The organism is Protofrankia sp. CiP1_Cm_nod3 (assembly GCF_982290655.1).
Window position 1 is genome coordinate 13,670 of the sequence record NZ_CEVIVD010000052.1, and the last position, 996, is coordinate 14,665.

Here is a 996-nt window from a genome sequence, read left to right on the forward strand (position 1 = left end):
GCGCTACGCCCCAGCCAGCCCGCCGGCATGCCGGGAGCAGGCGGCTGATCGACCACCGCTGTCAGCAGCCCCAGCCGGGAATCGACGAGATCCTCGACGGTCACGACGCACTCCCCCCGCCGACACTCATCGCCACGCCGGCCCGCTGGGTACCGATGTCGCGGGTGGCCGAGGTGTCCTCGTCCATCCGTGCCGCCGTTCCCATGGTCAACAGGACCAGGCGGGTGCCGGTCTGCCCCGATCCGACCAGTACTGTCTGCGCGCAGACGCGCGTCGTCGTGGTCGTGTAGCGGTTCCGCCCCGCGCCCAGGTTGCGTGCCAGATTCGGATGATCACTGCTGGTGATCTCCAGGACCAGCCGTGCGCCAGCCGGCACCCGCTCCGCCGCACCGGACAACACGATCGTCCCGGTAACCACAGACCCAGGGCGCGCCGCCCAGGTGGCGCTACCAAACGCGAGCTCGTAGGCAGGGCCGACAGGCAACCAGGCAAGCACCCGGACAATCCAGTCGGCCTCGACGGCGTCCGTCGACACGGCCAGTTCCACCGTGGCGGAGCCGACCATCGTCACCGCTGCCGCCAGCGGCTCGGAGACGAAACGGACGGCATCCGGACGGGCGAGCAACGCTCGACGGTCCGCGCCAGGCACGGTCGAGGGAAACGGATCCCGCGGGTCGTAGCGGAAGCCGCATGATGCGTCCGGGCCAGGCCGGTCCGCGGTCAAGGTCCCGTCAGCGCGGGCGTGCCAGACAGCCTCGCTGACCTCCTGCGGCGGCCAGTCGTCGCCAATGGACCACTCGTCAGCGCCGCGGATGAAGACCTCGGCGCCGGACGCGGCCGTCTCCGGGACGGTGACCGCGGCCGTGCCGGCGGCTCCGTCCGCGGGCGTGGGCGTCGCGCGCTCCGTCAGCACCTCGCGCAACCAGCTGACGCAGCTCGCCGCGAAGTCGTAACGTGAGCTCGGTCCATGGTCACGATCGGCGACCCGGGTCGTCG

The 996-nt window shown here is 71.6% G+C and carries 1 protein-coding gene; it reads right to left on the reverse strand.

The genetic code is table 11. The annotated features are described in order from the left end of the window. Window positions 1-100: 100 nt before the first annotated feature. The coding region (locus AC5LUJ_RS12210; protein WP_493464957.1) for a CocE/NonD family hydrolase C-terminal non-catalytic domain-containing protein at window positions 101-996 on the reverse strand (896 nt) is incomplete at its 5' end.